This is a genomic window from Deinococcus malanensis (assembly GCF_014647655.1).
Lineage (GTDB): Bacteria > Deinococcota > Deinococci > Deinococcales > Deinococcaceae > Deinococcus > Deinococcus malanensis.
Genome location: NZ_BMPP01000052.1, coordinates 1 through 4,428 on the forward strand (window position 1 = coordinate 1; position 4,428 = coordinate 4,428).

Genomic DNA, 4,428 nt, shown 5'->3' on the forward strand with positions numbered 1-4,428 from the left:
AGGTTTCCACTCTCCCGTCATCACGTCCATCTCAAGCGGGTACAGCGCGAAAGGAATGTTCTGCGCCCAGGCTCGTCTTGCGGCCTTGGCCTGATACATCGCCTGATCTGCCCGGTTCAATGCTCGTTCCAGGGTGTCGGTGGGCTCCACCTGAGTACACCCGAAGCTGACCCCGAATCCCAACGCCCCAGTGGGCCCTCTCAGCCCCTCGGACAACCGCTGGAGTTGGTGTTCGACTGTCCCGGCTTCCCCGGTGAGCAGCATGACGAACTCGTCACCACCACTCCGGCCCACCAGATCCGCGTCGTCCGCCACCTGGTGAAGCAGGGTGCTCAACGCCCTGAGGTGCGTGTCACCCGCCGCGTGGACTTGCTGGTCATTGATGGTCTTGAAGTCGTCGATGTCCAGCACCAGTAGCGTGCCCGCCCTGGAACGTGCAGACTCCGTCCACTCCATGAAAGCCTGCTGGAAACCGCGCCGGTTCAAGGTGGAGGTCAGCGGATCTGAGAACGCCAGCCCTGAGAGTTCCTCCTGTAGGTGCTGCATGTCGGCGCGGCGCCTATCGTCGTGCAGCAGCCAGAACGTGAGGGTGCCGCCCACCGAGAGCAGCAGCACGGACAGGTACATCAGGAGGTTGGGCAGGTTGAAGGCGAATGCCATTTCCGGGTGGGTGCCGGAGCCCAGGAGCAGGGTGCGGGGAACGGCAAGGGCGTGCACGACGATGATGACGCCCAGGTTCAGGGCGTACGCACTCCGGAGCGTGGACTGGCGACGCATCTCCAGGACGATCAACCGGAGGAAAGCCCAGGAGATGACCGCCAGGTAGCCGTTGACCAGCAGGGCACGGGCGGTGATGTTGTTCTCGTAGACGGTCAGCAGGTACAGGGCAGCCAGGATGAGCGGAACCGCTGTCCGGTGAATCAGGCGGACGCGGCGGTCGACCTGTACTCCCGCGAAGCGGTAGAAGGCGTGGACGACCAGTGCGGAGCCGGTCATGACACAGGCGTTGCCGAGCAGGATGGACAGCAGTTCGGTCTCGGGCGTTCTCAGGGCACCGATGAGCATGCCGAGCACCAGGAGAGTCTGGCCGGCGGCCCAGCCGCGCCAGCCGGGGTAGGACGGGCGCAGCCAGGCGAAGGCCAGGGTCAGCAGGGAAGTCAGCAGCACGGTCACGCCAACACTGGCGGCGAGGAAAGCGAGGGGCGCAGCGTTCAGGAGGTGGGGTGCCATGGCGGATCCTGGAGGTGAGTGCAGACCGAAAGGTGTCCTGATCGTCAGCTATATGAGAGAACAATAAAATTGTAGAGTGTTTCACTCTCATATCTGTGATGAATGTCACGCATCGTGATCGACGAACTCGAATTGCGTCTGGCGATGTTGCAGGCGAATGAGACCCAGGTCCGCGGTGAGTATCTGGCGCATCACGACGCCCTGACCGGTCTCCCGAACCGCTTCATGCTGCTGGACCGGGCGAAGCAGGCCCTCCTGCACGTTCAAAGACGTGGCACTCCGATCGGCATGCTGGTGCTCGACTTCGACGCGTTCAAGGCGGTGAACGATTCGCTCGGGCACGCGGTGGGGGACGAGCTCCTGACCGGCCAGAACGACGCGGTGTTGACCGTGGGCACCGGGTAGGCGTTCCCTGCCAAGCAGAGCGCGTCCCCCATGCTCATCGTGCTGGGCTCAGGCAACAGGAGCCTGTGCGCCGTGTGCGGCTGACCGAGGCAGTGGGCCAGGGCGGCCGAAGTGATAGCCCTGAAGGAATGTGCAGCCCAACTCGGTGAGGGCACGTGCCTGCACCAGTGTCTCGACGCCCTCAGCCACGGTCTTCAGACCAAAGGCGCGCGCCAGCGCGACGACAGCACGAACCAATTCAGCGGCCCGCAGGCCCTCCGGTCCGGGCTGCCCCACCTGCGCCATAAACGAACGGTCGATTTTCAGCACTTCCACCGGCAGTCCGGCCAGGGCGGAGAGACTGCTGTAGCCGGTCCCGAAATCATCCAGCGCCACCCGCACCCCCAGCGTGCGCAGATCCTGAAGTACATCCTGAGCACGGCGAGGGTCGAGCAGGCTGTTCTCAGTGACTTCCAGCAACAGACGGCCCGGGTCAAGGTTCTCTTCACACAGCACCCGCGCAACGTACTCCACGAAATGCGGCTGGGCGAACTCCAGCGGACTGACATTTACGGCGATGTGCCCGAGAGGGATTAGCGCGGCCGTCCGGACCGCTTCGCGCAGCACCCACTGCCCGATGGGGACGATCAGACCCGACACTTCGGCCAGCGGGATGAACTCAGCCGGGCTCACCAGGCCGTCCGGGCCTTCCCAGCGGATCAGGGCTTCGTAGCCCGCCACTACCCCTGTGACGGCATGAATGATCGGCTGGTAGTGCAGCCGGAATTCGCAGCGTTCCAGAGCATGGTGCAGTCCCGTCAGCAGCGTCATCTCCGCCGGGGTGCGACGGTCATGCTGCACATTAAAAAATGCGTGGCCGCCTCCCGCACGCTTGGCACGGTACATGGCGGTGTCCGCCTGGGTCAGCAGGGCTTCGCTCTGGTCCGCGTCGTCTGGAAAGATGGTCAGGCCGAGGCTCCAGTGCACGTAGATTTCCTGATCCTCGAGCAGAAACGGGGCGCTGAAGGCCTGCCGGATGCGCGTCAGGATGCGCTCGGTGCTGGCGGCCTCAGCCACGTCCGTGAAAATCAGGGCGAACTCGTCACCGCCCATGCGCGCGACCGTGTCGCTCGACGCCAGGCATTCACTCAGGCGATGGGCGGTCAGGCGCAGCAGCTCGTCGCCCGCGGCGTGACCGAGCGTGTCGTTGATGAGCTTGAAACGGTCCAGGTCCATCAGCCCCAGCACGACTTTCGAGTTGTTGAGGGTCGCGCGGCGCATGGCCTGGGTGAGACGCTGACGGAAATTCGCCCGGTTGGGCAGGCTGGTCAGGGAGTCGAGCAGCGCGAGGTCACCGAGTTGGCGCACGGTGTCGTGCAGGCGCAGTTCATCCATCACCAGGGCCGCGAAGTCCTCCAGGACGCCTTCCTCCTCAGCAGTGAACGAGCGAGGTACGCTGTCCATCACGCAGACGGTGCCCAGCTGGTAACCGTCGGATGTGCGCAGCGGAGCACCGGCATAAAAACCAACGATCTGGTCGACGCTGACGCAGTTCATGCCATTGACGCGCGGGTCTTTCCGGGCGTCGGGAATCACCATCACGTGGTCCTGCTGGATGGCGATCGCACAGATGGACTCGCTTTTCGGTGTTTCGGTGGCGTCCATCCCGATGCGGGCCTTGAACCACTGCCGGTCCTTATCCACGAATGTCACTGCCGCGACAGGCATGTCCAGGTACCGGGCAGCGAGCGCGACAATCCGGTCGAACTGGGACTCGGGAAGGGTGTCGAGGATGCCGAAGCGGTGCAGTTCAGCGAGGCGGGCGTCTTCGTGGGCAGGGGTCATGGGCTCCAAAGGGCGTGCAGTCTGGGGGGCTTGGAGCAGGCTGCCGCGTGAAACCACGCGGCAGCCTGAAGAGCAAGGCATGCAGGGAGTTCAGGGGGCGCCGTGACTGGGATGATGCGGCGGATCAAGCCCAGCCGAGGCAGGCGATGTTCCGTACCGGGCGCAGCGTAATGGTTGAGCTCTTACAGTGACCGTTCATGGTGCCGCCAGAAGCGCATGAAGGCTAAGGCAACCAGGGCAAAGCGTCAGTCTGGGGGTCGCAGCTTGGATTCCGGACGCGCCGCCGGTCAGTGGGTGCATTTCAAGCCTGAATGGGGGTGGACTTCACGTCTGCTGGAGCATCTCCAGAAACACGGTCACGACCTGCGGGTCAAAATGCGTACCCGCTCCAGCCTGAATATGTTCTAACGCCTGCTCCCTGGTCCACGCCGCGCGGTACGGCCGGTCACTCGTGAGCGCGTCAAAGACATCCACCACCGCGAACGCTCTGGCTGTCAGCGGGATTGCAGCGCCCCGGAGTCCTGCCGGGTACCCGGTCCCGTCCCACTTCTCATGGTGGCACTGCGGGATGTCCAGGGCGGGGCGGAGAAACTTGATGGGCGCGAGCAATTCCACTGCCGTGTCTGGGTGTTTCCGCATCACCACCCACTCCTCGTCGGTGAGTGGCCCCGCTTTCAGCAGGATCGCATCCGGAATCGCCATCTTCCCGATGTCATGCAGCAGGGCGCCCCGGCGCACATCCACCAAATCCTCGGGAGGTAACCCCAACGCCCGGCAGAGTTCAACCGTCCGTTCGGTGACCCGCCTGGAATGCCCTTCAGTTTCCTTGTCCCGGAAGTCCAGGGCGCGCGCCCAACCTTCAATAGTTTCGTCGTACGCCAGACGCAGCGCCAGGTTCTGACGCTCCAACGCCTCGAAGAGATTGCAATTCTCCACCGCGATGGCCAACTGGCCGACCAGCAGGTCCAG

Annotated in this window: 4 protein-coding genes; 1 reads left to right on the plus strand and 3 read right to left on the minus strand. The window is 64.0% G+C overall.

Translation table 11 applies throughout. The features are described from left to right. Positions 1-1,230 (minus strand): GGDEF domain-containing protein (locus tag IEY49_RS21080; RefSeq protein WP_189012365.1); only part of this gene is annotated, 1,230 nt, incomplete at its 3' end. Between the two features lie 102 nt (positions 1,231-1,332). Here IEY49_RS21080 and IEY49_RS21085 point away from each other — a divergent pair. Next, the gene (locus IEY49_RS21085) at positions 1,333-1,635 is read left to right on the plus strand and encodes a diguanylate cyclase domain-containing protein (RefSeq protein ID WP_189012367.1); all 303 of its coding nucleotides are present in this window, start codon (positions 1,333-1,335) and stop codon (positions 1,633-1,635) included. Between the two features lie 48 nt (positions 1,636-1,683). Here IEY49_RS21085 and IEY49_RS21090 read toward each other — a convergent pair whose 3' ends face one another. Both IEY49_RS21090 and IEY49_RS21095 read right to left on the minus strand, forming a co-directional pair. Further along, on the minus strand, positions 1,684-3,459 hold the full coding sequence (locus IEY49_RS21090; protein ID WP_189012368.1) for a putative bifunctional diguanylate cyclase/phosphodiesterase: 1,776 nt from the start codon (positions 3,457-3,459) through the stop codon (positions 1,684-1,686). A gap of 324 nt (positions 3,460-3,783) precedes the next feature. Then, positions 3,784-4,428, minus strand: a 645-nt coding sequence (locus tag IEY49_RS21095) for an HD-GYP domain-containing protein (RefSeq protein WP_229780966.1), incomplete at its 5' end; no start/stop codon positions are given.